This is a genomic window from Pseudomonas sp. JAI120 (assembly GCF_014207255.1).
GTDB lineage: Bacteria > Pseudomonadota > Gammaproteobacteria > Pseudomonadales > Pseudomonadaceae > Aquipseudomonas.
The window spans coordinates 370,813-395,065 of record NZ_JACHCZ010000003.1; the positions used below are offsets into that span (position 1 = coordinate 370,813).

General features: G+C 61.6%; 25 protein-coding genes and 1 other RNA gene. 12 read left to right on the top strand and 14 right to left on the bottom strand.

Annotation, left to right across the window (positions count from 1 at the left end):
* Positions 1-124 precede the first annotated feature (124 nt).
* The 6 genes from HDC32_RS19220 to HDC32_RS19245 form a co-directional block, all read right to left on the bottom strand.
* On the bottom strand, positions 125-1,129 hold the full coding sequence (locus HDC32_RS19220) for an extracellular solute-binding protein (RefSeq protein ID WP_053127831.1): 1,005 nt from the start codon (positions 1,127-1,129) through the stop codon (positions 125-127).
* Between the two features lie 95 nt (positions 1,130-1,224).
* On the bottom strand, positions 1,225-2,442 hold the full coding sequence (locus HDC32_RS19225) for a 2-octaprenyl-3-methyl-6-methoxy-1,4-benzoquinol hydroxylase (protein ID WP_167656808.1): 1,218 nt from the start codon (positions 2,440-2,442) through the stop codon (positions 1,225-1,227).
* Positions 2,443-2,451: 9 nt separating this feature from the next.
* Positions 2,452-2,937 carry a DUF4442 domain-containing protein gene (locus HDC32_RS19230; RefSeq protein ID WP_053127827.1) on the bottom strand — a complete coding sequence of 162 codons (486 nt, stop codon included), beginning with the start codon at positions 2,935-2,937 and terminating at the stop codon, positions 2,452-2,454.
* Entirely contained in the window at positions 2,930-4,117 is a 1,188-nt protein-coding gene (gene ubiH / locus HDC32_RS19235) for a 2-octaprenyl-6-methoxyphenyl hydroxylase (RefSeq protein ID WP_184745159.1), read from the bottom strand. Before ubiH ends, HDC32_RS19230 begins: the two co-directional genes overlap by 8 nt.
* Positions 4,114-5,436 (bottom strand): Xaa-Pro aminopeptidase, encoded by a 1,323-nt coding sequence (gene pepP, locus HDC32_RS19240; protein ID WP_184745161.1) that lies wholly within the window; start codon positions 5,434-5,436, stop codon positions 4,114-4,116. The genes ubiH and pepP overlap by 4 nt, the downstream gene beginning before the upstream one ends.
* A 24-nt stretch (positions 5,437-5,460) precedes the next feature.
* Positions 5,461-6,018 (bottom strand): YecA family protein, encoded by a 558-nt coding sequence (locus HDC32_RS19245; protein ID WP_015886444.1) that lies wholly within the window; start codon positions 6,016-6,018, stop codon positions 5,461-5,463.
* Positions 6,019-6,156: 138 nt separating this feature from the next.
* On the opposite strand from HDC32_RS19245, the gene HDC32_RS19250 reads away from it, so the two are divergent.
* The 4 genes from HDC32_RS19250 (at position 6,157) to HDC32_RS19265 (ending at position 7,575) form a co-directional block, all read left to right on the top strand.
* Complete coding sequence (locus tag HDC32_RS19250; protein WP_007982902.1) at positions 6,157-6,366, top strand: TIGR02449 family protein; 210 nt, start codon at positions 6,157-6,159, stop codon at positions 6,364-6,366.
* The gene (locus HDC32_RS19255; RefSeq protein ID WP_131697576.1) at positions 6,363-6,680 is read left to right on the top strand and encodes a cell division protein ZapA; all 318 of its coding nucleotides are present in this window, start codon (positions 6,363-6,365) and stop codon (positions 6,678-6,680) included. The genes HDC32_RS19250 and HDC32_RS19255 overlap by 4 nt, the downstream gene beginning before the upstream one ends.
* 30 nt (positions 6,681-6,710) lie before the next feature.
* A non-coding RNA gene (gene ssrS / locus HDC32_RS19260) (6S RNA) lies at positions 6,711-6,889 on the top strand.
* Positions 6,890-6,945: 56 nt separating this feature from the next.
* Positions 6,946-7,575 (top strand): 5-formyltetrahydrofolate cyclo-ligase, encoded by a 630-nt coding sequence (locus tag HDC32_RS19265; RefSeq protein ID WP_131697577.1) that lies wholly within the window; start codon positions 6,946-6,948, stop codon positions 7,573-7,575.
* Between the two features lie 7 nt (positions 7,576-7,582).
* Here the strand turns inward: HDC32_RS19265 and HDC32_RS19270 are convergent, their stop codons facing one another.
* A complete protein-coding gene (locus HDC32_RS19270) occupies positions 7,583-7,732 on the bottom strand; it encodes a hypothetical protein (protein WP_164299887.1) in 150 nt (49 codons plus the stop codon).
* A 195-nt stretch (positions 7,733-7,927) separates the two neighbouring features.
* Between HDC32_RS19270 and HDC32_RS19275 the strand changes: the two genes are divergently transcribed.
* The 4 genes from HDC32_RS19275 to HDC32_RS19290 all read left to right on the top strand — a co-directional run bounded on the left by HDC32_RS19275 (position 7,928) and on the right by HDC32_RS19290 (position 13,312).
* On the top strand, positions 7,928-8,377 hold the full coding sequence (locus HDC32_RS19275) for an EVE domain-containing protein (RefSeq protein ID WP_131697578.1): 450 nt from the start codon (positions 7,928-7,930) through the stop codon (positions 8,375-8,377).
* A gap of 137 nt (positions 8,378-8,514) precedes the next feature.
* A complete protein-coding gene (locus HDC32_RS19280) occupies positions 8,515-9,480 on the top strand; it encodes an HlyD family secretion protein (RefSeq protein WP_131697579.1) in 966 nt (321 codons plus the stop codon).
* On the top strand, positions 9,477-12,194 hold the full coding sequence (gene rbbA, locus HDC32_RS19285) for a ribosome-associated ATPase/putative transporter RbbA (protein WP_184745163.1): 2,718 nt from the start codon (positions 9,477-9,479) through the stop codon (positions 12,192-12,194). Before HDC32_RS19280 ends, rbbA begins: the two co-directional genes overlap by 4 nt.
* Positions 12,194-13,312: an ABC transporter permease gene (locus HDC32_RS19290; protein ID WP_131697581.1), complete on the top strand. Its 1,119-nt coding sequence runs from the start codon at positions 12,194-12,196 to the stop codon at positions 13,310-13,312. Before rbbA ends, HDC32_RS19290 begins: the two co-directional genes overlap by 1 nt.
* Positions 13,313-13,372: 60 nt before the next feature.
* Here HDC32_RS19290 and HDC32_RS19295 read toward each other — a convergent pair whose 3' ends face one another.
* A complete protein-coding gene (locus tag HDC32_RS19295; protein WP_131697582.1) occupies positions 13,373-13,780 on the bottom strand; it encodes a flagellar basal body-associated protein FliL in 408 nt (135 codons plus the stop codon).
* 150 nt (positions 13,781-13,930) lie between these two features.
* On the opposite strand from HDC32_RS19295, the gene HDC32_RS19300 reads away from it, so the two are divergent.
* Both HDC32_RS19300 and glpT read left to right on the top strand, forming a co-directional pair.
* Positions 13,931-14,908 (top strand): NADPH:quinone oxidoreductase family protein, encoded by a 978-nt coding sequence (locus tag HDC32_RS19300; RefSeq protein ID WP_184745165.1) that lies wholly within the window; start codon positions 13,931-13,933, stop codon positions 14,906-14,908.
* 292 nt (positions 14,909-15,200) lie between these two features.
* Positions 15,201-16,538, top strand: coding sequence for a glycerol-3-phosphate transporter (gene glpT / locus HDC32_RS19305; protein ID WP_092489833.1), 1,338 nt, complete (start codon positions 15,201-15,203; stop codon positions 16,536-16,538).
* Here glpT and HDC32_RS19310 read toward each other — a convergent pair.
* The gene (locus HDC32_RS19310; protein ID WP_065926652.1) at positions 16,535-17,188 is read right to left on the bottom strand and encodes a gamma-glutamylcyclotransferase; all 654 of its coding nucleotides are present in this window, start codon (positions 17,186-17,188) and stop codon (positions 16,535-16,537) included. The two genes, glpT and HDC32_RS19310, sit on opposite strands and share 4 nt — an antisense overlap.
* 265 nt (positions 17,189-17,453) lie before the next feature.
* Between HDC32_RS19310 and HDC32_RS19315 the strand changes: the two genes are divergently transcribed.
* Positions 17,454-17,936 (top strand): sn-glycerol-3-phosphate transporter, encoded by a 483-nt coding sequence (locus tag HDC32_RS19315; protein WP_131697585.1) that lies wholly within the window; start codon positions 17,454-17,456, stop codon positions 17,934-17,936.
* Between the two features lie 34 nt (positions 17,937-17,970).
* Here HDC32_RS19315 and HDC32_RS19320 read toward each other — a convergent pair whose 3' ends face one another.
* From HDC32_RS19320 to HDC32_RS19340, 5 genes are all read right to left on the bottom strand, one after another.
* Positions 17,971-18,939: a CDP-6-deoxy-delta-3,4-glucoseen reductase gene (locus tag HDC32_RS19320; RefSeq protein ID WP_131697586.1), complete on the bottom strand. Its 969-nt coding sequence runs from the start codon at positions 18,937-18,939 to the stop codon at positions 17,971-17,973.
* Entirely contained in the window at positions 18,939-20,405 is a 1,467-nt protein-coding gene (gene ubiD / locus HDC32_RS19325; protein WP_027608362.1) for a 4-hydroxy-3-polyprenylbenzoate decarboxylase, read from the bottom strand. Before ubiD ends, HDC32_RS19320 begins: the two co-directional genes overlap by 1 nt.
* 157 nt (positions 20,406-20,562) lie before the next feature.
* Entirely contained in the window at positions 20,563-21,822 is a 1,260-nt protein-coding gene (gene rho, locus HDC32_RS19330; RefSeq protein WP_003176825.1) for a transcription termination factor Rho, read from the bottom strand.
* A gap of 235 nt (positions 21,823-22,057) precedes the next feature.
* Positions 22,058-22,387: a thioredoxin TrxA gene (trxA, locus tag HDC32_RS19335; protein ID WP_015886460.1), complete on the bottom strand. Its 330-nt coding sequence runs from the start codon at positions 22,385-22,387 to the stop codon at positions 22,058-22,060.
* A 121-nt stretch (positions 22,388-22,508) separates the two neighbouring features.
* Entirely contained in the window at positions 22,509-23,204 is a 696-nt protein-coding gene (locus HDC32_RS19340) for a FadR/GntR family transcriptional regulator (RefSeq protein WP_131697587.1), read from the bottom strand.
* A 255-nt stretch (positions 23,205-23,459) separates the two neighbouring features.
* Between HDC32_RS19340 and HDC32_RS19345 the strand changes: the two genes are divergently transcribed.
* On the top strand, positions 23,460-24,245 hold the full coding sequence (locus tag HDC32_RS19345; RefSeq protein ID WP_131697588.1) for a transporter substrate-binding domain-containing protein: 786 nt from the start codon (positions 23,460-23,462) through the stop codon (positions 24,243-24,245).
* The last annotated feature ends 8 nt before the right edge of the window (positions 24,246-24,253 follow it).

The following is a 24,253-nucleotide window of genomic DNA, read 5'->3' on the forward strand; positions in this document are numbered from 1 at the left end:
TCCAAACTAAAACCTAAAAAAACAAACACCATGCTCTGGGGGGGGGGGGGGGGCCCCCCCCCCCCCCCCCCCCCCCCCCCCCGCCCCTCCCACATTTGGACCTGCGGCGTCCTACAAATTGTACTTAGTTCCAGCCCGCCCGATCCATCAGGCGAATGGCTTCAGCCTGGCGCTTGCCCGCCACTTCCACCGGCAATGTATCCGCCACAAATTTACCCCAGGTCGCCACTTCAGCCGACGGCGGTACCGCCGGGTTGGCCGGGAACTCCTGGTTCACATCGGCAAAGATCTTCTGCGCCTCAGGCGTGGTCATCCACTCCACCAGCGCCTTGGCGGCTTCCGGGTGTGGCGCGTGCTTGGTCAAGCCGATGCCCGACAGGTTCACATGCACGCCACGGTCGCCCTGGTTCGGCCAGAACAGCTTCACCGCCAGGTCCGGCTTCTGTTTGTGCAGGCGGCCGTAGTAGTAGGTGTTGACGATACCCACGTCGCACTGCCCGGCGTTGATCGCCTCCAGCACCGCGATGTCATCGGAGAACACGTCGGTGGACAGGTTATTCACCCAGCCCTTGACGATTTCTTCGGTCTTGGCCGCACCGTGGGTTTCGATCAGGGTGGCGGTCAGCGATTGGTTGTAGACCTTTTTCGCCGTGCGCAGGCACAGGCGGCCTTCCCACTGTTTGTCGGCCAGGGCTTCGTAGGTGGTCAGGTCACCCGGTTTGACCCGATCGGTGGAATACGCGATGGTCCGCGCACGCAGGCTCAAGCCGGTCCAGGCGTGAGCCGAAGAGCGGTACTGCAGGGGAATGTTCTTGTCGATCACCGGGGAGGTGAAGGGTTGCAGGATGCCCATTTGCTCGGCCTGCCAGAGGTTGCCGGCATCCACGGTGAGCAGCAGGTCGGCGGTGGCGTTTTCGCCCTCGGCCTTGATGCGCTGCATCAGCGGGGCTTCCTTGTCGGTGATGAACTTCACCTGTACACCGGTCTTTTGGGTGTAGGCGTCGAACACCGGCTTGATCAGTTCGTCGATGCGCGAGGAGTAGACCACCACTTCGTCGGCGGCCTGCACGGTGGTGCTGCCGATCAGGGTGAGTGCCAGGGCAGTCAGGAGGCGCTTGGGTGCCAACATGGGTGCGGTCTCTCATTTGCAAAGTAGGCGCAAATGATAGGGACTCACATTTGGTAACGCTCGACTGGGGCGTTACCAAATGTTGCGCGGACCTGTCAGGGCTTGGCCAGCTCCGGCAGATCCCCGGTCAACCCAAGGGCCTGGCGCACAAACACGGCCTTGGCTTCGGGCATCTGGTCGACCATCTTCAGCCCGGCATTACGTAACCAGCGCAGCGGCAGTTGATCGGCCTGGAACAAGCGCTCAAAGCCTTCCATCGCCGCCATCAGGGCCAGGTTATGCGGCATGCGTCGGCGCTCGTAACGGCTGAGCACTTTCACATCGGCTAGGCGTTCACCGCGTTCGGTGGCCGACAACAACACTTCGGCCAGCACCGCCGCATCGAGGAACCCCAGGTTGACGCCCTGCCCGGCCAATGGGTGGATGACGTGGGCCGCGTCGCCGATCAACGCCAGGCCCTCGGCCACATAGCGTTTGGCGTGGCGCTGGCGCAAAGGCACGCAAACGCGCGGATCAGCGCTGATCACGCTGCCAAGGCGCCCTTCAAAGGCGCGCTCCAGCTCACGGCAGAAGCCTTCATCATCCAATGCCATCAGGCGTTCGGATTCAGCCGGCGTAGTCGACCAGACGATCGAGCACCAATCCTCCTGCCCGTCCCGCACCAGCGGCAAAAACGCCAGCGGGCCGGTGTCGGTAAAGCGTTGCCAGGCCGTGCGCTGGTGCGGCTGGCTGCTGCGCACGCTGGTAACGATGGCGTTATGCAGGTAGTCCCATTCACGGGTCGCGGTGCCGGTCAGGCGGCGCACGGCGGAGTTGGCACCATCGGCGGCCACCACCAGCGGCGCGCGCAATGTGCGGCCATCGGCCAGGGTCAGCAGCCAGTCATCGCCGGAGCGACGCATCTGCTCCAGGCGCGCATTCGCCAGCAGGCCCAGGTCGCAGTCGTGCAGACGGTCGAGCAAGGCATCCTGGACCACACGGTTCTCGACGATATGCCCGAGCACTTCGGCATGCACACTGGCCGCCGAAAAGTGGATCTGCCCGGTGCCGCTGCCGTCCCACACCTGCATCTCGCCGTAAGGGCTGGCGCGTCGTTCAACGATGCCATCCCACACACCGAGGCGCTCGAGGATGCGCTGGCTGGCAGCCGACAAAGCGCTTACACGCGGTTCGAAGGCCGCCTCGCGGTCGAAGGGTTTGACGCTCAGCGGGCTACCGTCCAGCAGCAGCACCTGCAGGCCACTGCCCTGCAACGCCAGCGCCAGGGCGCTTCCGACCATTCCGGCCCCGACAATCAGCACATCTGCGCGCATGTCCATGCTTTAAGCCTGTCTCGCTGGCGGCTTGCGCCGCACGTAAAGGGTTTTGTCGACCCGCGCCACCAGGGTGCCGGAGCCGTCATGAATCTGCACCTTGAGGTGGGGCAAGTACTTCTCGCCACCTTCGGTCTGTCGACGCACCTCATCCAGCAAGGCCTCGTCGATGGAAAATTCGGCATACACCGGGCCCTTGCCCGGCGAGATGAAGTCGATGCTCGCGGCCTTGTCCCACACGATGTAATCGCGGCCCAGGTTCTCCATCAACATCAGCATGTAGAACGGATCGACCATCGAATACAGGCTGCCGCCAAATTGCGTGCCGACGTAATTGCGGTTGTACCAACCCAGGCCCATGCGCACTTTGACGTGACGAAAATCGGCGCTCATATGCTGTACGCTCACCCCGGCACCCAAGTACGGCGGGTACAGGGTCATGACCCAGCGCAACAACCGCGCCTTGCCCAACCGTTCAACCAGCCACTTACGCATCGGGACGGGTACCCAGGCCCATGGCCTGACGGGCGAACCAACGCTTGGCCGGCGGCAACAAATCCAGGCCCAGCAGGCCCATATTGCGGCCCAGGGCGACCAGCGGTTGCGCGCTGCCAAACAGTCGCGTGACCTGGTCGGAGAAACCCACGGTCAACTTCTGATCCATGCGCTGGCGCTCGCCATAAGCCTGCAACGTCGCCAGGTCACCCGGCACCGCCGGCCCGGCCAGCAAGGCCTCGGCCAAGGCATGTGCATCACGCAGGGACAGGTTGAACCCCTGCCCGGCAATCGGGTGCAGGCTGTGGGCGGCATTGCCGAGGATCGCCAGGTGCGAGCGCACTTGCTCTTCGGCTTCCACCAGGGTCAACGGATACAAATGACGGGCGCCCACTTGCTTGAGGGTGCCCAGGCGGTAGCCGAACACGCCCTGCAATTCACTCAAGAAGCTACGTTCATCAAGATTGGCCAGGCGCTGTGCGTCCATGCCGATACGGGTCCACACCAGCGCGCAGCGGTTGTCCGGCAGCGGCAGCAGGGCCATCGGGCCTTCATCGGTGAAACGCTCGAACGCTTCGCCGTTGTGGGCCTCGCTCGGGGTGATGTTGGCGATCAGCGCGCTCTGGTTGTACGGGCGGGTTTTCACGCCAATGCCCAGTTGCTCGCGCAGGCCGGAACGGCCTCCGTCGGCCAGCACCGCGAGGTCGCATTCCAGCACGGTTTCATCGTTGAGGGTCAGGCGGTAGCCATCGGGCAGCGGCTCCATGCGCGTGACTTCCGCCGGGCAGCGCCAGCTCACCACGTCCTTGTCCAGGCCTTGCCACAGGCATTGGCCAAGCCAGGCGTTTTCCACCACGTAACCGAGGGCCGGCACGCCCTCCTCCATGGCGGACAACCGCGCGGTGGAGAAGCGCCCACGGTCCGACACATGGATCTGCTTGATCGGTTCGGCGCGGCGCGAGATTTGTTGCCACAGGCCCAGGCGCTGATAAATCTGCCGGGCGCCGTAGGACAGCGCCGAAGACCGCGCATCGTAGCTCGGCTGGTAGCTGTCGCCGGGCGCGAAGGGTTCGATCAGCACGATTTTCCAGCCACGCGCCTTGGCCCCGGCCTGCAACGCCAGCGCCAGGCTCGCGCCCACCAGGCCGCCGCCGATAATTGCCAGGTTGACCCGACTCATCGAGCGGCCGCCATCAGGGCTTCGATTTCGGCGACGCCCTTGGGGGCGCCGCCGGTCAGAATTTCACAGCCTTGCTTGGTCACCACTACGTCGTCCTCGATGCGTACGCCAATGCCACGCCATTTTTTCGCGACGGCCTGGTTATCCGGCGAGATATAAATGCCCGGTTCCACGGTCAATGCCATGCCAACTTCCAACACACGCCATTCGCCGCCCACCTTGTACTCGCCCACGTCATGCACATCCATCCCCAGCCAATGGCCGGCGCGGTGCATATAGAAGGGTTTGTAGGCTTCACTGGCGATCAGTTCATCGACGTCACCCTTCAGCAACCCCAGCTTCACCAGCCCGGCGGTGATGACCCGCACTGTCGCCTCATGGGCCTGATTCCAATGTTTGTTCGGCGCGATCTCGGCAAAGGCCGCCTCCTGGGAAGCCAGCACGATTTCATAGATCGCCTTCTGCTCCGCTGAAAACTTGCCGTTGACCGGCCAGGTGCGCGTGATGTCGCTGGCGTAGCAGTCGATTTCGCAACCGGCATCGATCAGCACCAGGTCGCCGTCCTTGAGCACGGCGTCATTCTGCTGGTAATGCAGGATGCAGCTGTTGCGCCCGGTGGCGACGATAGAGCCATAGGCCGGCATCTTCGCGCCGCCCTTGCGGAATTCGTAGTCCAGCTCGGCTTCCAGGCTGAACTCATGCAAGCCGGCGCGGCTGGCCTGCATCGCCTTCACATGGGCCGCGCAGGAAATTCGCGCAGCCTCGCGCATCACCTTCACTTCCGCCGCCGATTTATACAGGCGCATGTCGTGGAGCAGATGATCCAGGGCAACAAATTCGTTCGGTGGCTGGGCGCCAAGGTGCGCTTTAGAGCGGATGACGTTGATCCACTCCATCAAGTGCCGATCGAATTCGGCGTTACTGCCCATGGCTGAATACACCCGATCGCGGCCTTCGATCAGGCCGGGCAGAATGTCGTCGATATCGGTGATTGGGAAGGCATCGTCGGCGCCGTATTCGCGAATCGCGCCTTCGGTACCGGCGCGCAGGCCGTCCCACAATTCGCGTTCGGCGTTGCGCTCGCGGCAGAACAACACGTACTCGCCATGCTGGCGACCGGGCATCAGCACGATCACCGCTTCCGGTTCGGGGAAACCGCTCAGGTACTGGAAGTCGCTGTCCTGACGATAGACGTGCTCCACATCGCGATTGCGGATGGCCACGGCGGCGGCCGGCAGGATCGCGATGCTGTTGGGTTCCATCTGCGCCATGAGCGCCTTGCGGCGCCGGGTGTATTCCGCTTTGGGGATATGGATCATGGGCAGATGGGCTTCCTTTCTCTTTTAATGCAGCGAAGGCTTGGGGGCAGCAGGCTCAGCGGACTTTTTGGTCTCGGTGAACAGCAACAGCGGCGCGACGCGCAGGTATTCCATGACTTCCATGTAGTCGCCTTCACCGTCTTCGGACTCTTCCAGGGCATCTTGCACCTGGGAGATGGCCGCCAGGTCCTGCAGCACTTCCTTGGCGTCGGTACTCAACTCGAGGCCGCCGGCGTTCACGCCAAAACCGTGGAGGAAACCCTGACACCACTGGCCCAGCGCGGCGGCGCGTTCGGTGAGCGGCGCGTCGTCGGTCGGCAGCAGAAGGACCACGGTGACGTCATCACCGGTCAGTTCGCCCTTGACCATCTCTTGCAGGCCGATCAGCGCGTTACGCACGTTGTCGGTCGGTTCGGTTTCCAGCAGTTCGGCCACATCGGCCAGCCAGTTGTCGGCATCAAAGCCAACGCCGGTGCAACTGCGGCCGAGCAACACGCCGTGCAGTTCGGCAGGCGAGCAAGGATGACCGCTGGTGCTCAGCAGTTTGGAAAAAGCATCGTACGGGGAGTTCTGAATGGGCATGGTGAGCTAGGCGCCAGACGGCGCAATGTCTAGAATGGAGCGCTGTATCCTAGCACCGGCAGACGTACCAAGACTATCGAGGGCGTCAGATCGTTTATCCTGCAGTTGCCATTCATCAGACAAATCCAGTGGAACCCAATGGAAGACACCGACCTGCAAGCGCTGATGGCCAGACTCGAACTGCTAATTACTCGGGTCGAGCAACTTAAGAGTCAAAACGGACTCCTATTAGCTCAGGAAAAGACCTGGCGCGAGGAACGCGCTCACCTCATTGAAAAAAACGAAATCGCCCGGCGTAAGGTCGAATCGATGATTTCGCGCCTGAAGGCCCTGGAGCAAGACTCATGAGTTCAAGCAATAGCGTCACCGTGCAGATCCTCGACAAAGAATATTCGATCATCTGCCCCCAGGAAGAGCGCAACAACCTGGTGAGCGCCGCCCGCTACCTGGATGGCAAGATGCGTGAAATCCGCAGCAGCGGCAAAGTCATCGGTGCCGACCGCATTGCCGTGATGGCCGCGTTGAACATTACCCACGACCTGCTGCATAAGCAGGAGCGCCCTGACGTGCAGGCCAGCGGCTCGACGCGCGAACAGGTGCGTGACCTGCTCGAACGTGTGGATCTGGTACTTTCCAGCGATTCGGAAGCTCCCAAAGGCTGATTGCTGCGACTGTTTAAGGTATACTCGCCCCACTCCCTGGCGTGCTTGCCAGTCGGCGATGTCCCGGAGCCGATTCGCACTACCCTGGAAGTTGCACGTTGGGCTGGTGTGCATGTCCGCTAGACGGAAAGCCTTAAAGCCTACTGCTTCTTCCACCTTGAACTTTCGGGTTCAAGGGCTGAGTCGACAGCGGCGCTGTCGGGGAGCCTGAATACCAAACTCAATGCCAGTCTCCATGACTGGCATTGTTTTATGAGCTGAAATCATGACCGAACCTGCGCCGCCTTCCCGTCCGCAACTTCGACGCATGTTGCGCAACGCCCGCCGTGCCCTCACGCCGAGCCAGCAGCGCCAGGCTGCCCACGGCCTGTATCGGCAACTGGCGCAGCACCCGCTGTTTCGCCGGGCCAAACATATTTCCTTATATCTACCGACGGACGGTGAAATCGATCCGCGCCTGCTGCTGCGTGCGGCTCAGCGCCGGGGCAAGGCCACCTATCTGCCGGTGCTCAGTGCCTGGCCACGGACCAAGATGGTGTTCCAACGCGTGCGACCGGGGGAAAAGCTGCGGCCCAACCGGTTTCGCATTCTTGAGCCGCAGGTAAATATCAGCCGGCAACGCGAGGTGTGGGCGCTGGACCTGGTGTTCTTGCCATTGGTGGGGTTCGACGAAACAGGTGGACGCCTGGGCATGGGCGGCGGCTTCTATGATCGCAGCCTCGCTTACCTGTCCCGCCGCCAGCGTTGGCGCAAGCCGACGCTACTGGGCCTGGCCCATGAATGTCAGAAAGTCGAACGACTGGTGCAGGCGAGCTGGGATGTGCCGTTGGCTGGCACAGTGACTGACAAGGGATGGTATATCGCACAGACGCCACTGGGATCAGCGGCGTCTTGAAGAAGGGTTAACGCTTGAACGGTTGCTGCTGCTGTTGAGCAAGCTCAACGGGCGCATCGGTCTTGTTCGACCACAAGCTTTGCGCATACCCGGTGGTCACGACGCCCAGACCAAACAAAATCACCAATATCCATAGTAAATCCGGTTTACGTTGCATCGATTGCCCCCCTTCAGGCACCTCGTACACGATGTTAACAACGTTCCACAGTAGTCCGTTGCAGCTGTGTCAAGCTTAAAACCCGCGCATTCTGCGGTAACGTGAACCAACACGCAAACCTTGGCGCCAACCGACTGTCGGTTTGTCATCAAATTGCCTGACAACTTGCCCAACGCCTTTTTCAGGAGTCCAAAAATGGCCTACTGGCTGATGAAATCCGAACCCGATGAACTCTCCATCAAAGGCCTGGAAAAGCTTGGCGAAGCGCGCTGGGACGGGGTGCGCAACTACCAGGCGCGCAACTTCCTGCGAGCGATGGCGGTGGGTGACCAATTTTTCTTCTACCACTCCAGTTGCCCCGAGCCAGGGATTGCCGGCATCGGCAAAATCATCGAGGCCGCCTACCCGGACCCTACCGCGCTGGAGCCGGACAGCCACTACTTCGACGCCAAGGCCACCCCGGAGAAAAACCCGTGGAGCGCGATCAACGTCGCGCACATCCAGACCTTTCCCAAGGTGCTGGGCCTGGGCTACCTGAAACAGCAAACCGCCCTCGCTGAATGGCCCCTGGTACAAAAAGGCAGTCGCTTGTCCGTGATGCCGGTCACCGCAGAACAATGGGCTGCGGTGCTGGCACTGCACTGACGAGAACCCTGCGGTCACGTTCCCGGCGCATGCATCTGCGCCTGAACAGGGTTAGGCTTGCGCTTCATTTGACCGGCATCAACGCCCCCTCGGGCTGCCTCGGTCAAACTAGGAAGCTAACGCTGCAGGATGCCCCCATGTCGATCACGCCACGCTCCTCCCACCTGTTTGCCGTTTTGTTGATTGCCTTGCTGCTCGCCGCCGGCGGCTTCGGTTACTGGAAGTCCACTCAGGACCGCCTGCCCGAAGGCTTGGGCATGGGCAACGGCCGCCTGGAATCCACCGAAGTACAGATCGCCGCCAAGATCCCCGGACGGCTGGCCGAGGTGCGGGTGGATGAAGGCGACAAGGTGCTCAAGGGCCAACTGCTGGCACGCATGGACACCCGTACCCTGGAAGCCCAGCGCGCCCAGGCCGAAGCCGAAGTGCTGCGTGCCAAGGAAAACTTCGCTGCCGCCGAGGCCAACGTGCAGCTGCGCCAAAGCGAGCAACTGCTGGCCAACCAGGAACTCAAGCGCACCCAGGAGCTGTACAAGCGCGGCTTTGCCAGCAGCCAGTTGATCGACCAGCAGCAGGCACGCCAGAACACCGGGAATGCCGCCGTGATTGCCGCACAAGCCCAGGTCAACTCGGTGAAAGCCGCAATCGGTGCCGCCCAGGCCCAGGTCGCCCAACTCACCAGCGAAATCGACGACAGCAGCCTGCGCGCGCCCATCGACGGCATTATCCAGCTGCGCCTGGCCGAGCCCGGCGAAGTCCTCGGCGCCGGCGGACGTGTGCTGTTGCTGATAGACCCCGAGGATCAGTACATGAACCTCTACCTGCCCGCCTCCGTCACCGGTCGCCTGACGGTTGGCAGTGACGCACGCATCCTGCTCGATGCCCTGCCCCAGCAACCGCTGCCGGCCAAGATCAGCTTTGTTGCCGCCAAGTCGCAGTTCACCCCAAAGGAAGTGGAAACCCGCGACGAACGCCAGAAACTGGTGTTTCGCGTCAAGCTGCGCCTGACCCAACCCAGCGCCGTGCCCCAGGCCAAACCGGGCATGCCCGGCGCCGGCTACGTGCGCATGGCTGACATCGACTGGCCGGCCAACCTGCAATGACCGGCCTGGCGCTGCACGCCACCGCCATCAACCACCGTTACGGCAAGCAGCAGGCCTTGATCGACATCGCCTTCAGCCTGCCCACCGGCACGCGCTGCGGGCTGATCGGCCCGGATGGGGCGGGCAAGTCGAGCCTGTTGGGGTTGATCGCCGGGGTTAAAAAGCTCCAGGACGGCCAAATGGAGGTGCTCGGCGGCTCCATCCAGGACCGTCGCCATCGCAACAGCCTGTACCCACGCATCGCCTTCATGCCCCAGGGCCTGGGCGGCAACCTATATCCCGAACTGTCCATCAGCGAAAACATCCGCTTCTTTGCCACGCTGTTCGGCCTGTCCAAAGCCGACTGCGACCAGCGCATGCACAACCTGCTGCTGGCCACCGACCTCGCGCGCTTCGCCGAGCGCCCGGCCGGCAAGCTCTCCGGTGGCATGAAGCAGAAGCTCGGCCTCTGCTGCGCGTTGATCCACGACCCGGACCTGTTGATCCTCGACGAGCCCACCACCGGCGTCGACCCGCTATCGCGGCGGCGCTTCTGGGAACTGGTCGAGACCGTACGCAATGAGCGCCCGCAACTGACGCTGCTGGTAGCCACGGCCTATATGGAGGAAGCCGAGCAATTCGAACATTGCCTGATGCTCGACCGTGGCAAGCTGATCGCCGACGGGCTCAGCAGCGAACTGGCGGCAGCGACCCCCAGCGGCAAACTGGATGAGGCCTTCACCCACTTCCAGGGCGACAGCGCCCATGACAACCAGCCACTGGTGATCCCGCCAAAGGAAAACGCCAACACCGATATCGCCATCGAAGCCCACGACCTGACCCTGCGCTTCGGGGACTTCACGGCAGTGAACAAGGTCAGCTTTGCCATCGGCCGTGGCGAGATCTTCGGCTTCCTCGGCTCCAACGGTTGCGGCAAGACCACCACCATGAAAGTCCTCACCGGGCTGATGCCGGCCACTGAAGGCAGCGCCACGCTGCTGGGCAACCCGGTGAACGCCAAGGACCTGGCCACCCGCAAGCGCGTAGGGTTCATGTCGCAAAGCTTCTCGCTGTATGGCGAGCTCAGCGTGCGCCAGAACCTGGTGTTGCACGCACAACTGTTCGATTTGCCCAAGGCCGACAGCGGCCCGCGCATCGATGAGCTGATCCAGCGCTTCGACCTCGGTGAAGTGGCCGAGCAGCCATCCGGGGAGCTGCCCCTCGGCCTGCGCCAACGCTTGTCCTTGGCCGTGGCGGTGCTGCATCGCCCGGAAGTGTTGATCCTCGATGAGCCCACCTCGGGCGTCGACCCGGCGGCGCGGGATGATTTCTGGCGGCTGCTGATCGAGTTGTCCCGCGAACAAGGGGTGACGATCTTCCTGTCCACCCACTTCATGAATGAAGCCCAGCGCTGTGACCGCATCTCTTTGATGCATGCCGGCAAGGTACTGGCCTGCGACACGCCAGACGCACTGCAACGGCAATTCAACGGCGACACCCTGGAAGCCGCGTTCGTCACCTGCCTTGAACAAGCCCAAGGCGATGCCGAACCCGCCACGTCGGCCAAAACCGTCAGCGAAACCCATGCGCCACCCATCAGCAAGCGTGGTTTCAGCCTGTCTCGCCTGCTGGCCGTGGCCAGCCGCGAAGGCAAGGAGTTGCTGCGCGACAAAGTGCGCATGGCCTTCGCCCTGCTCGGCGCGATGTTCATGATGGTGATCTTCGGCTACGGCATTTCCCTGGACGTGGAAAACCTCGCCTTTGCCGTCTACGACCAGGACCAGACGCCACAAAGCCGCGCCTATCTGGAGGCCTTCCGCAGCTCGCGCTACTTCGCCGGGCAGGCGCCGATCCAGGACGCCCATGAATTGCACCGACGCCTGCAACGCTCGGAAATCAAACTGGCCCTGGAGATCCCGCCCGGCTTTGGTCGCGATCTCTATGCCGGGCGCCAACCCACCGTGGCCGCGTGGCTCGATGGCGGCATGCCGTTTCGTGCGGAAACCAGCCGCAACTATGTAGAGGCGGTGCACCAAGGCAACCTGCAGCAACTGGCTGAACTGAGCAGCCAACCCCGCAGCAACCAGGCCGCCGCCAAGCTCGAGACTCGTTTTCGCTATAACCAGGACGTGGTCAGCGTGAATGCCATCGGCCCGGGCGTGATGGCACTGATCCTGGCGTTTATCCCGGCGATGCTCACCGCCCTGGGCATCGTGCGCGAGAAAGAGCTGGGCTCGATCACCAACTTCTACGCCACACCCCTGACGCGCCTGGAATTCCTGCTCGGTAAACAGGCGCCTTACCTGGCCGTGAGCCTGGTCAACCTGGCGGTTCTGGTGGCAATGAATCGCTGGCTGTTCGGTGTGCCGTTCAAGGGCAGCGGCCTGACGCTGGCGTTTGGCGGGCTCCTGTATGTGCTGGCCACCACCAGCATGGGCCTGCTGATTTCCGCGTTCACCCGCACGCAGATCGCGGCGATCCTCGGCACCATGATCATCACCAGCCTGCCAACCATTCAGTTCTCCGGGCTGATCGTGCCACGCTCGTCCCTGGAAGGCGCCGCCGCCTTGATGGGCGCACTGTTTCCGGCCGGGCACTTTTTGGATATCGCGGTGGGCACCTTCACCAAGGCCCTCGACCTGCGCCAGTTGTGGCCACAATGCCTGGCGCTGTTCGGCTTCTTTATCGGGTTCACCGGGTTGAGCCTGGTCATGCTCAAGAAGCAGGAGGCCTGATGCACAAGCTCGCACACCTTTTCCGGCTGGGCATCAAGGAACTCACCAGCCTGCGTCACGACAGCGTATTGCTGCTGTTTCTGTTCTACGCCTTCACCGTCGCCATCTACATGCCCGCCGCTGGCTCGGTGATCGGGGTGCACAATGCCAGCGTGGCGTTTGTCGATGAAGACCACAGCGCGCTCTCACGGCAAATGGCCGAGGCGCTGCAACCGCCCGAGTTCCAACCACCGGCGCCGTTGGCCTACGACCAGTTGGACAAGGTGATGGACAGCGGCCAGTACACCTTCGTAATCAACGTGCCAGCCAACTTCCAGGCCGACCTGTTGGCCGGTCGCCAGCCTGGCGTGCAGGTGAACGTCGACGCCACGGCGATGAGTCAGGCGTTCATGGGCGCGGGCTATATCGGGCGGATCTTCCAGCGCGAGTTGCTCAACTACAGCGGGCAAACCGATGCCGCAACCCAGGCGCCCGCACTGCTCACGACCCGAGCACTGTTCAACACCAACCTGGAGGGCGGCTGGTTCCTGGCCGTAATCCAGATCGTCAACAACATCACCATCCTGGCCATCGTGCTCACGGGCACCGCGTTGCTGCGAGAGCGCGAGCACGGCACCCTCGACCACCTGCTGGTGCTGCCGCTGACGGCGCTGGAAATCATGCTGGCGAAAATCTGGAGCAACATGCTGGTGGTGGTGCTGTGCACTTGGCTATCGCTGGAGGTGGTGGTCAAAGGGCTGCTCGGCGTGCCGCTGGCCGGGTCGCTGGGGTTGTTCCTGTTTGTGACCGCCCTGTATCTGTTTGCCAGTACGGCACTGGGGATCTTCCTCGCCACCCTCGCCCGCTCCACGCCGCAGTTCGGCTTGCTGGCGATCCCGGTGATTATCCCGATGCTGCTCTTGTCAGGCGGCAGCACGCCGCTGGACAGCATGCCCGAGTGGTTGCAATGGGTGATGCAGGGCTCGCCGTCGACGCACTTTGTGAGCCTGAGCGCAGCGATTTTGTTTCGCGACGCAGGCATCGGCGTGGTGTGGCCGGACTTGCTGGCGCTGGCGGGGATTGGGCTGTTGTTTTTTGCAGTGGCGTTGGCGCGGTTCAGGAAGAGTTTGGCGTCTTGAGCGTGATGAGCCCGCTGATTGTGGCGAGCGGGCTTGCCACAACAAGCCCGCTCGACACAGTTACTGGATGATCAGGTTGTTGAACAACAGGTCTTCCACCATGGGCTTGCCAGTCTCGTCGTTCATCACTTGCTGGGTTTGCTTCAGCGCTTCCTGGCGCAGTTTTTCCTTGCCCTCGACAGTGCTCATCGTCTCGTTGGTCTGCTGGGTGAATAGCGCGACCAACTGGTTACGGATCAATGCGTCATTGGCCTTGACCGCTTTGGCGGCTTCCTCGCCGGTCACGCGCAGGGCGATGTCGGCCTTGAACACTTTGAGCTTGGCCGTGCCATCCAGGCCGTAGTTACCCACGAACGGCGGGCTCAGGCTGATATAGCTGACCTTCGGCGGCGCCCCTTCTTTGGCTTCTTCGGCCTGGGCTGCCATCGGCAAGGTCAGGGCCAGCATCAACAGGATCCACGCTTTCACAGTTCATTCCTCACATTCGGTTGCCGGGTAGCATAACGCTAGCAAGGCAGAGCACAAGCTTATGGCGACTTATCAGGGCCGAGCATGCTCGTTGACCCACACGGCTACCCTCCTACACTTATCGGCCACGACACCAAAAGGAATAGCCCGATGAAAGCTGTGCTGTGCAAAGCCTTCGGCCCCGCCGAAACCCTGGTGCTGGAAGAGATCGCCAGCCCGGCGATCAAGAAAAACGAAATCCTGCTGGATGTGCATGCCGCCGGGGTCAACTTCCCCGACACCCTGATCATCGAAGGTAAATACCAGTTCAAGCCGCCCTTCCCGTTCTCGCCGGGTGGCGAGGCATCGGGCGTGGTCAGCGAAGTCGGGGAAAAGGTCAGCCACTTGAAAGTCGGCGACCGGGTCATGGCGCTCACCGGCTGGGGCAGCTTTGCCGAGCAGGTCGCGGTGCCGGGCTACAACGTGCTGCCGATCCCGCCGAGCATGGACTTCAACACCGCCGCCGCCTTCAGCATGACCTACGGCACCTCAATGCACGCGCTGAAACAACGCGCCAACCTGCAACCCGGCGAAACCCTGCTGGTCCTCGGCGCTTCCGGCGGCGTGGGCCTGGCCGCCGTGGAAATCGGCAAGGCCATGAGCGCACGGGTGATCGCCGCCGCGAGCAGCGCCGACAAACTCGCCGTGGCCAAAGCCGCCGGCGCCGATGAACTGATCAACTACAGCGAAGCCAGCCTCAAGGACGAGATCAAGCGCCTGACTGACGGTAACGGCGCCGATGTGATCTACGACCCGGTAGGCGGCGACCTGTTTGACCAGGCCATCCGCGCCATCGCCTGGAATGGCCGCCTGCTGGTGGTGGGTTTTGCCAGCGGGCGCATCCCGGAGCTGCCGGTGAACCAGGCGCTGCTCAAGGGCGCGGCGGTGGTCGGGGTGTTCTGGGGTTCATTTGCCCAGCGCCAGCCGCAGGACAACGCGGCGAACTTCCAGCAACTGTTCACTTGGTACGGTGAGGGCAAGCTCAAGCCATTGGTGTCGCAGGTCTATCCGCTGGAACAGGCCGCCCAGGCAATCAATGACCTCGGCCAGCGCAAGGCGGTGGGCAAGGTGGTCGTTCGAACCCGCTGACCGACCTGAAATGCAATCAAATGTGGGAGGGGGCTTGCCCCCGATGGCAGTGGGTCAGCTACAGATAAGCTGGCTGACCTACCGCTATCGGGGGCAAGCCCCCTCCCACATTTGTTCTCCATTGGTCTGAGAAACGCTAAGCGACCACCATTTATCTATTAGCGACATGTTCGTAAGAGAACACGCGCTTGCTCTCATTTCCTTTGTTTGCGCATAAGAGGCAATGCTATTTTCGGTAACGAAACTGTAACATTCGCATCCGCAGTCAAAACAAGAAATCTGGAGCTCTTGAATGTTTGCTTTCTTTCGTCCTGCCGCGCACCAGGCGCCCCTGCCTGAAGAAAAAATCGACAGTACCTATCGACGACTGCGCTGGCAGATCTTCGCCGGTATTTTCTTCGGTTATGCCGGGTACTACCTGCTGCGCAAAAACTTCTCCCTGGCGATGCCCTACCTGATCGACGAGGGTTACACCCGAGGTGAACTGGGCCTCGCGATGTCGGCCATCGCAATTGCCTACGGCCTGTCCAAGTTCCTCATGGGCCTGGTGTCCGACCGCTCCAACCCGCGCTACTTCCTGCCCTTCGGCCTGCTGGTATCGGCGGGGGTGATGTTCATTTTCGGTTTCGCACCTTGGGCGACGTCCAGCGTGACCATGATGTTCATTTTGCTGTTCATCAACGGCTGGGCCCAGGGCATGGGCTGGCCACCCAGTGGCCGGACCATGGTGCACTGGTGGTCGCAGAAAGAACGCGGCGGCGTGGTGTCGGTGTGGAACGTGGCGCACAACGTTGGCGGTGGCCTGATCGGCCCGCTGTTCCTGCTGGGGATGGCCTGGTTCAACGACTGGCATGCCGCCTTCTACGTGCCGGCCACGGTGGCCTTGGCGGTGGCGGCGTTTGCCTTCATCACCATGCGCGACACTCCGCAATCGGTGGGCCTGCCACCGATTGAGAAATACAAGAACGACTACCCGGAAGGCTACGACGCCAGCCACGAAGACGAATTCAGCGCCAAGGAAATCTTCGTCAAGTACGTGCTGCGCAACAAAATGCTCTGGTACATCGCCTTCGCCAACGTGTTCGTCTACCTGCTGCGCTACGGCGTACTGGACTGGGCGCCGACCTACCTCAAGGAAGCCAAGCACTTCACGGTGGATAAATCGTCCTGGGCGTACTTCTTCTACGAATGGGCAGGTATTCCGGGCACGCTGCTGTGTGGCTGGATGTCGGACAAGATCTTCCGTGGCAACCGTGGCCTGACCGGCATCGTGTTCATGGCGCTGGTGACCGTGGCGACCCTGGTGTACTGGCTCAACCCGCCGGGCAACCCGATGGTCGACATGATCGCGCTGTTCTCGATCGGCTTTTTGATCTACGGCCCGGTGATGTTGATCGGCCTGCAGGCGCTGGAACTGGCACCGAAGAAAGCCGCCGGTACGGCTGCGGGCTTCACCGGTCTGTTCGGCTACCTGGGCGGTTCGGTGGCAGCCAGTGCGGCCATGGGCTACACCGTGGACCATTTTGGCTGGGACGGTGGTTTCGTGCTGCTGATCGGCGCGTGCCTGCTGGCCATCGCGTTCCTGATCCCAACACTGTGGCACACCAACAGCGTCAGCTCAGCGCGTTAATCGCCTGAGCAATCCTTGGCACAACGCTTGAGCCGCGCCTCCAGATTCTTGTCTGGCATGGCGTGGCTACGCAGGGCGTTGACGGTCTGCTCGACGTAATCGCGAGTAGTGCCGTAACGCCCGCAAGCGCTTTGCAGCACATGGTTAAGCACGATATCGGGCAAGTTGCCGGCGTAACTGGGCAAGTGCCGCTCCAACACAAACCCCAACGCCTGCACCTGACTGCCATCTTCAAGACGGCAACTGAGCCAGTGCGGCCGGTACGAGGGGTAAGGCATCTCGCGCTGCCACAAGGCGTAAAGCGAGGCCTCCAGTTGATCTTCCGGCAAGCGATAGGCGAACCCGCTGCACGAACCTCCGCGATCCAGGCCAAAGACCAGCCCCGGCAATTCCGGCGTACCCCGATGCTCATGGGACCACAGGTACAAGCCGCGGTGATAACCGTGCACCCGTGCCCGCACCCGTTCGGTCGACGAGCATTCCGGGCGCCAGATCAGCGAACCATACGCAAATAGCCAGACCGGCCCACCCTTGTGCCGGCCCATGGTGGCCTGCATCGAGCTCATTAACTGTTCGTGAGTGAGTTGCGGCCCAAGATCGAGCCGCGGAGGGTAAGCCAATTGCAAAAGATCGGATTCAATGGCGGTCATGGCGAAAAGCGGTGCGCCTCCTGTGTGTTACCAGTTGTAAGCAACTTTACCGTAATAAAACGCGCCGCTGTAACCGTACGGCGAAAAAGTGCTATGGCGGTTGCCGCCACTGCTTTGGCGGCGCAGTCCCGTTCATCAGGATTGAACGGAACAATCCCACTACTTTCAGCCCAGGTTCAGCCTGGGAACACGTCACGCCGTCAAACTGGCGCGCACATCACGACCCACCTAGCCGCCCATCAAACCGACTATTGAGGTCGCACCCATGAAGAAAATTCGACTGCCGGGCCTGCTGTTCCTGGCACAAGCCACCACCGCACTGGCTGGCGAAACGCCGCCCGCCGACGACGACAAAGGCTTCTGGTACGCGCAGACCAGCGTCTATACCCGGCACTTCGCGCCGGACAAAGACCACAACAACAACCAGGACCTGATCGGCCTGGAGCGCAATGAGGCATCAGGATTGGTGTATGGCGGGGCGACGTTTCGCAACTCGTTCAGCCAGCGCTCGTACTACGCCTACGCAGGCAAGCGCTATGACATGGCCGACTCTGCGGTGTACCTGAAGGTCACAGGCGGGGCGATCCAGGGCTATCGCGGCAAATACCGCGACAAGATCCCCCTCAACCGTTTCGGCGTGGCGCCGGTGATCATTCCGTCAGTAGGCACCCATTACGGGCCGGTGGCAGCGGAGTTGGTGCTGCTGGGGTTCAATGCGGCGATGGTGACGACCGGGGTACGATTCTGAGCGGGCGCAAGCCCCCTTCCACAGCTCGGTTTCGTCAGGGCCGCGGCGCGTAGGCGAATACGTCGGCGCGCATCTGGTGCGCATCCATGCCGGCGTCGACCAACGCATCCAGCGTGCCGTAGATCATCGCCGGTGAACCGCTGGCGTAGACATGCACCGCCTTGAGGTCGGCAATGTCTTCGCACACCGCTTCATGCAGCAGGCCGCAGCGCCCCTCCCAACCACACAGGTCGCTGACCACCTTGTGCAGGAACAGGTTGGGCAGTTGCAGCCATTGGTCCCAGTGCTCGATCTCGTAGAAATCTTCCGGGCGACGCACACCCCAGTACAGGTGCACCGGGTGCTTGAAGCCGGAAGCGCGGCAATGCTCGATCAGGCTGTGCATCTGCGCCATGCCGGTGCCGGCAGCGATCAGCACTAATGGCCCGTCCGGCAGCTCGGCCAGGTGGGTGTCGCCAAAGGGCAGCTCGATGCGCGCCATCTGGTTGCGCTGCAATTGCTCCAGCAAGTTGCGCGCGCTGTCCTCGCGGGCCAGTACATGCAATTCCAGTTCGCGACCGGCGTGGGGTGCCGACGCCAGGGAAAATGCCGACTTCTCGCCATTCTCCCGCTCGATCATCAGGTATTGCCCGGCGTGGTAACGCACCGCCTTGCCGGCCGGGGCCCGCAGGCGCACGCGCCACACGTCGCCACCCACTTCCACGCACTCACTCAATTGGCACGACAACTTGCGCAACGGCAACTCTCCCGGCGCCAGCACGCCATCCCACAACACAATGCAATCTTCCAGCGGCTCGGCGATGCAGGTGTAGAACTCACCATGATCGCGCACTTCGCCGGCTTGCTGCACCCGGCCTTCCACCAGCAGTGCGGCGCACACGTGGCACACGCCATTGCGACACGCCTGGGGGCACTCGTAGCCCAGGCGGCGCGCGCCTTCGAGGATTCGCTCGCCGGGTTCCAGCTCCAGCACGGCGCCGGAAGGTTGCAGGGTTACACGCATCAATCTATTCCCAATTCTTTCCAGATCGCATCGACACGTGCCGTGACGGCCTCATCCTTGACGATCACCCGGCCCCACTCGCGGGTCGTTTCACCCGGCCATTTGTGGGTAGCGTCCAGGCCCATCTTCGAGCCCAGGCCCGACACCGGCGACGCGAAGTCGAGGTAGTCGATCGGTGTGTTGTCGATCATCACCGTGTCGCGCTTGGGGTCCATGCGCGTGGTGATGGCCCAGATCACATCGTTCCAGTCCCGGGCGTTGATGTCGTCGTCGGTGACGATAACGAACTTGGTGTACATGAACTGTCGCAAAAACGACCACACACCCAGCATTACCCGCTTGGCATGGCCCGGGTACGACTTCTTCATCGTCACGATGGCCATGCGATACGAGCAGCCTTCCGGCGGCAGGTAGAAGTCGGTGATCTCCGGGAATTGCTTCTGCAGGATCGGCACGAACACTTCGTTCAGCGCCACACCCAGAATCGCCGGCTCATCTGGCGGACGGCCGGTGTAGGTGCTGTGGTAGATCGGCTTGATCCGATGGGTGATGCGCTCGACGGTGAACACCGGAAAGCTGTCGACTTCGTTGTAATAGCCGGTGTGGTCGCCGTACGGGCCTTCATCGGCCATCTCGCCTGGATGAATCACGCCTTCGAGGATGATTTCAGCGGTGGCCGGTACTTGCAGGTCGTTGCCACGGCACTTCACCAGCTCGGTGCGGTTGCCACGTAACAGGCCGGCGAAGGCATACTCGGACAGGCTGTCGGGTACAGGGGTCACGGCGCCGAGGATGGTCGCCGGGTCGGCGCCCAGGGCCACGGAGACCGGGAACGGCTTGCCGGGATGCTTCTCGCACCACTCACGGAAGTCCAAGGCACCGCCACGGTGGCTCAGCCAACGCATGATCACCTTGTTGCGGCCGATCACTTGCTGGCGGTAGATACCGAGGTTCTGGCGGTCTTTGTTCGGGCCCTTGGTGACGGTCAGGCCCCAGGTGATCAGCGGGCCGACATCGCCGGGCCAGCAGGTTTGCACGGGGAGCATGGCTAGATCGACGTCATCCCCTTCGATGACCACTTCCTGGCATACCGCGTCCTTGACCACCTTGGGTGCCATGGCAATGATCTTGCGGAAGATCGGCAGCTTCGACCAGGCATCCTTAAGGCCCTTGGGCGGCTCGGGTTCCTTGAGGAACGCCAGCAGCTTGCCGATCTCGCGCAATTCGCTGACCGCCTCGGCGCCCATGCCAAAGGCCACACGCTCGGGGGTACCGAACAGGTTGCCGAGCACCGGAATATCAAACCCGGTGGGGTTCTCGAACAGCAGCGCCGGCCCCTTGTTACGCAAGGTGCGGTCGCAAATCTCAGTCATTTCCAGCACCGGGGAAATCGGCATCTGGATACGTTTCAACTCTCCGCGCTGCTCAAGTTGCTGCACGAAATCCCGAAGATCCTTGAATTTCATTAACCATGCCACCCGTAAAATAGGCGTACATCCTACCTGCTCTGAGGGCTGCTGGCAGCTTATCGCGGTGCATTTGGATCGGGAACATGCTTAAAAAACGCGCAAAAAAAAATGGCGCCCCCGAGGGCGCCATTCTTTTGGACCTGAAACGTCGTTATTACTTACGTTTCATCGACAGGAAGAACTCGTCGTTGGTCTTGGTGGTTTTCAACTTGTCGATCAGGAACTCGATGGCCGCCACTTCATCCATCGGGTGCAGCAGCTTGCGCAGGATCCACATGCGCTGCAGTTCGTCGTCGGCGGTCAGCAACTCTTCGCGGCGGGTGCCGGAGCGGTTGATGTTGATCGCAGGGAACACGCGTTTTTCCGCGATGCGACGGTCCAGGGGCAGTTCCATGTTGCCGGTACCCTTGAACTCTTCGTAGATCACTTCGTCCATCTTCGAACCGGTTTCAACCAGTGCGGTGGCGATAATGGTCAGCGAGCCGCCTTCTTCGATATTCCGCGCGGCGCCGAAGAAACGCTTCGGTTTCTCCAGGGCGTGGGCATCGACACCACCGGTCAATACCTTGCCGGAGCTCGGGATCACGGTGTTGTAGGCACGGGCCAGACGGGTGATGGAGTCGAGCAGGATCACCACGTCCTTCTTGTGTTCGACCAGGCGCTTGGCCTTCTCGATCACCATTTCGGCAACCTGCACATGGCGGGTTGGCGGCTCATCGAACGTCGAGGCAACCACTTCGCCACGCACGGTGCGCTGCATTTCGGTTACTTCTTCCGGACGCTCATCGATCAGCAAGACGATCAGGTGAACTTCAGGATTGTTACGTGCGATGTTCGCTGCAATGTTCTGCAGCATGATGGTCTTACCGGCTTTCGGCGGAGCGACGATCAGGCCACGCTGGCCTTTGCCGATCGGGGCGCACAGGTCGATCACGCGACCGGTCAAGTCTTCGGTGGAACCGTTACCGGCTTCCATCTTCATGCGCACGGTCGGGAACAGCGGTGTCAGGTTCTCGAAGAGAATCTTGTTTTTCGCGTTCTCGGGACGATCAAAGTTGATCGTGTCGACCTTGAGCAGGGCGAAGTAACGCTCGCCTTCCTTCGGTGGGCGAATCTTGCCAACGATGGTGTCACCGGTGCGCAAGTTGAAGCGACGGATCTGGCTCGGCGAGACATAGATATCGTCTGGGCCGGCGAGATAGGAGGCGTCTGCAGAGCGGAGGAAGCCGAAGCCGTCCTGGAGAATCTCCAGCACGCCATCACCGGAGATTTCCTCGCCGCTTTTCGCGTGCTTTTTCAGCAGGGAGAAAATCACGTCCTGCTTGCGCGAACGGGCCATATTTTCTATGCCCATTTCTTCGGCCAGTTGGAGCAGGTCGGTAATCGGCTTTTGCTTGAGTTCAGTCAGATTCATATAGGAATGACGTAATCATTTATGGAGGGGGGGAAATTAAGCTTTTGGCTTAATGAGGCCGCGCCGCAGAGAAGGCGACAGGATCGCGTACTAATCGAAAAGGAATGCGTCGGCGACGGCTTGCAGGGGGCAGTGGAGAAACCAGTGCGGGGCCGAATGTACCACCTGAGTTTCGGAGCGTCTAGCCCTGTTTCACGAAAAAGCCCCGCTATTTGCGGGGCTTTTTTGATGACACTCAGATGTTGGCGTCGAGGAAAGCTTGCAGCTGCGACTTCGACAGCGCGCCCACCTTAGTGGCTTCGACGTTGCCGTTCTTGAACAGCATTAGCGTAGGAATACCGCGCACGCCATGCTTGGCCGGGGTTTCCTGATTGTCGTCGATGTTCAGCTTGGCAATGGTCAGCTTGCCTTCATAGGTGGTTGCAATGTCGTCCAGGACCGGAGCGATCATTTTGCAAGGGCCACACCATTCAGCCCAGTAGTCAACCAGCACCGGGCCAGCAGCCTTGAGTACTTCGGCCTCAAAGGTCGCGTCGGTGACGTGCTTGATAAGATCGTTGCTCATGGATGTCTCCGGATTGTAAGCAAAAAAAACGTTGCCCATCATAGCCGCCCTTCCCCCGTTCAGGAAGCCGCCTCTGATTGAGTCTTCCTATGATGGCGCATGAGTTTGGGTATAGCCCAACTCAGGGCGCAACGGGAGTCACGAAGGCAATACCCGTGCGCAACGCCGCATTGCGTACATGCTCCTGCATGGTTTTCTGCGCCGATGCGCTGGCCCGCCGGGCCAGGGCGCGCAGGATTTTGCGATGCTCCTGCCAGGTTTCCATGGCCCGCTCCGGTCGGATGAACGGTAGTTTCTGACTTTCCAGAAACACCTCGGCACTGGCACTCAGGATGCTCACCATCGCCCGGTTACCACTGGCCAACAGGATGCGCTGGTGGAACTCGAAGTCCAGCCGCGCAGCCGCTTCGAAGTCACTGGCCTTGAGCACCTTGCGCATCGCTTCGACGTTGTCTTCCAGGCTGTCCAGCGCATCGATCGTCAGCGTCACAGCCGCCAAACCCGCCGCAAACCCTTCCAGTGCGTAACGCAACTGAAAGATTTCGAGCGGCGTGGCCTGGGCGGCAAAAGGCCAGGCAAAGCCCGGTGCGTCCTCCACCGCCTGCACGAACACACCTTTGCCCGGCTGCACACTGACCACCCCCAAAGCGCTCAAGGACGACAGCGCTTCGCGCAGCGACGCCCGGCTGACGCCCAACTGCACCGCCAGGTCGCGCTGGGACGGCAGTGCATCGCCCGGCCCGAAGCCTTGCTCCTTGATCAGTTTGCGGATGGCCTGCAGGGCCGCCTCCGGTACGGCTTGGGCGATGGAATTCATAAAAAACTCAAGATTTGCGTCAACAGAGCGGCTAGTTGTAAAGCTATTCGGGGGCCGCGGCAAGCCACGCCCCAAAGGGGCTCGCGGAGTTTTACCGACGCTCGAAAAGGGTGCGAAAACGCGCAGCACTGTTCAGACCAGTAAGACCACTGAACCTCAACAAACTCGAGCCTCACAGACAATCCGAGCAGTACTGGCATGGGCTATGCACTGAGCAAATCCAGAAAATTCCTTCGCCCTTCTCGGAGAGTTGCCATGACCAAGCGCTTCAGCGCCCTGCTCACTGCCCTGTTTGCCAGCCTGATGCTGAGCCAGGCACCCGCCCAGGCCAACGGTCTGGACGATATCGTCGCCCGTGGCACCCTCAAGGTCGCCGTGCCCCAGGACTTCCCGCCGTTCGGCTCGGTCGGCCCCGACATGAAGCCCCGTGGTCTGGACATCGACACCGCCAAGCTGCTGGCCGACCAACTTAAGGTCAAGCTGGAGCTGACCCCGGTCAACAGCACCAACCGCATCCCGTTCCTCACCACCGGCAAGGTCGACCTGGTGATCTCCAGCCTGGGCAAGAACCCCGAGCGTGAAAAGGTCATCGACTTCTCCAAGGCCTACGCACCGTTCTATCTGGCCGTGTTCGGCCCGCCTGATGCCGCCATCAGCAGCACCGACGACCTCAAGGGCAAGACCATCAGCGTGACCCGTGGAGCCATCGAAGACATCGAGCTGACCGCTGTAGCGCCGAAGGAAGCCACTATCAAGCGCTTCGAAGACAACAACTCCACCATCGCCGCCTACCTGGCCGGCCAGGTCGACCTGATCGCCAGCGGCAACGTGGTGATGGTGGCAATCAGCGAACGCAACCCGAAACGCGTGCCAGCGTTGAAAGTGAAGCTCAAGGACTCGCCGGTGTACGTGGGCGTGAACAAGAACGAGCCAGCGCTTCTGGAGAAGGTCAACCAGATCCTGGTCGCGGCCAAGGCTGACGGCAGCCTGGAAAAGAACGCGATGCAGTGGCTCAAAGAACCATTGCCTGCTGATCTCTGAAGCGGAGC

Coding starts and splice junctions, on each gene's coding strand:
- HDC32_RS19220 (WP_053127831.1), bottom strand. CDS start 1,129: ATGTTGGCACCCAAGCGCCTCCTGACTGCCCTGGCACTCACCCTGATC.
- HDC32_RS19225 (WP_167656808.1), bottom strand. CDS start 2,442: ATGCGCGCAGATGTGCTGATTGTCGGGGCCGGAATGGTCGGAAGCGCC.
- HDC32_RS19230 (WP_053127827.1), bottom strand. CDS start 2,937: ATGCGTAAGTGGCTGGTTGAACGGTTGGGCAAGGCGCGGTTGTTGCGC.
- ubiH (WP_184745159.1), bottom strand. CDS start 4,117: ATGAGTCGGGTCAACCTGGCAATTATCGGCGGCGGCCTGGTGGGCGCG.
- pepP (WP_184745161.1), bottom strand. CDS start 5,436: ATGATCCATATCCCCAAAGCGGAATACACCCGGCGCCGCAAGGCGCTC.
- HDC32_RS19245 (WP_015886444.1), bottom strand. CDS start 6,018: ATGCCCATTCAGAACTCCCCGTACGATGCTTTTTCCAAACTGCTGAGC.
- HDC32_RS19250 (WP_007982902.1), top strand. CDS start 6,157: ATGGAAGACACCGACCTGCAAGCGCTGATGGCCAGACTCGAACTGCTA.
- HDC32_RS19255 (WP_131697576.1), top strand. CDS start 6,363: ATGAGTTCAAGCAATAGCGTCACCGTGCAGATCCTCGACAAAGAATAT.
- HDC32_RS19265 (WP_131697577.1), top strand. CDS start 6,946: ATGACCGAACCTGCGCCGCCTTCCCGTCCGCAACTTCGACGCATGTTG.
- HDC32_RS19270 (WP_164299887.1), bottom strand. CDS start 7,732: ATGCAACGTAAACCGGATTTACTATGGATATTGGTGATTTTGTTTGGT.
- HDC32_RS19275 (WP_131697578.1), top strand. CDS start 7,928: ATGGCCTACTGGCTGATGAAATCCGAACCCGATGAACTCTCCATCAAA.
- HDC32_RS19280 (WP_131697579.1), top strand. CDS start 8,515: ATGTCGATCACGCCACGCTCCTCCCACCTGTTTGCCGTTTTGTTGATT.
- rbbA (WP_184745163.1), top strand. CDS start 9,477: ATGACCGGCCTGGCGCTGCACGCCACCGCCATCAACCACCGTTACGGC.
- HDC32_RS19290 (WP_131697581.1), top strand. CDS start 12,194: ATGCACAAGCTCGCACACCTTTTCCGGCTGGGCATCAAGGAACTCACC.
- HDC32_RS19300 (WP_184745165.1), top strand. CDS start 13,931: ATGAAAGCTGTGCTGTGCAAAGCCTTCGGCCCCGCCGAAACCCTGGTG.
- glpT (WP_092489833.1), top strand. CDS start 15,201: ATGTTTGCTTTCTTTCGTCCTGCCGCGCACCAGGCGCCCCTGCCTGAA.
- HDC32_RS19310 (WP_065926652.1), bottom strand. CDS start 17,188: ATGACCGCCATTGAATCCGATCTTTTGCAATTGGCTTACCCTCCGCGG.
- HDC32_RS19315 (WP_131697585.1), top strand. CDS start 17,454: ATGAAGAAAATTCGACTGCCGGGCCTGCTGTTCCTGGCACAAGCCACC.
- HDC32_RS19320 (WP_131697586.1), bottom strand. CDS start 18,939: ATGCGTGTAACCCTGCAACCTTCCGGCGCCGTGCTGGAGCTGGAACCC.
- ubiD (WP_027608362.1), bottom strand. CDS start 20,405: ATGAAATTCAAGGATCTTCGGGATTTCGTGCAGCAACTTGAGCAGCGC.
- rho (WP_003176825.1), bottom strand. CDS start 21,822: ATGAATCTGACTGAACTCAAGCAAAAGCCGATTACCGACCTGCTCCAA.
- trxA (WP_015886460.1), bottom strand. CDS start 22,387: ATGAGCAACGATCTTATCAAGCACGTCACCGACGCGACCTTTGAGGCC.
- HDC32_RS19340 (WP_131697587.1), bottom strand. CDS start 23,204: ATGAATTCCATCGCCCAAGCCGTACCGGAGGCGGCCCTGCAGGCCATC.
- HDC32_RS19345 (WP_131697588.1), top strand. CDS start 23,460: ATGACCAAGCGCTTCAGCGCCCTGCTCACTGCCCTGTTTGCCAGCCTG.